The 579-nt window shown below is 70.3% G+C and carries 1 protein-coding gene; it reads right to left on the reverse strand.

Annotated elements, in window-relative coordinates; genetic code table 11:
• Window positions 1–579, reverse strand: a 579-nt coding sequence (locus tag QCE62_RS35110; protein WP_309928021.1) for a hypothetical protein, incomplete at both ends; no start/stop codon positions are given.

The raw sequence follows: 579 nt of genomic DNA on the forward strand, positions 1-579 counted from the left end.
CGTCGCGCCCGACAGGTTCGCATCGGCGGCGCGCGCCGCGAGCACGAGCGCGCCGTGCGCAGACGTAGTGCTGCCGCCGAGATCGAGCGCGCTGCCGCTCAGGGCCGCATTGCCGCCGGCAACGTTACGGCCGGTCGCCGCCACGGCGCCTGATGCGCTCACGTCGAGGTCACCCGATTGCGCCAACGACCCATCACCGTTCACGCCGGCCGCAAGCGTGCCCGTCGAGGCGATGCTGTCCGCGCGAAGCGTTGTCTGACGCTGCGCCGCAAGCAGGCCGCTGTTCGCCAGCACTCCGCCCGTCGTGGCGACGAGGTCGCCTTGCGCGTATGTGGTGCCGCGATTGTCGATGCCGTCTCGCGCAGCAACGTTGACCGTGCCGCTTGCGTTGGTCTGCCCCGCGAGCACGAGTTTCCCGTTCGACGTGAGTGTGAGCTCGCCCGCCTGAGCGGCAAGCACGCCGCGCGTCGATACGCCGACGCCATACTCGTTCGACGCCAGAAAGATGCGATTCGCATACATGCCGCCGAGTGCGCTCACGTCGAGCGCGACGGCGGGTGCCGTGCCGTTGCCCGCGAC

This window comes from Caballeronia sp. LZ033 (assembly GCF_031451265.1).
Lineage (GTDB): Bacteria > Pseudomonadota > Gammaproteobacteria > Burkholderiales > Burkholderiaceae > Caballeronia.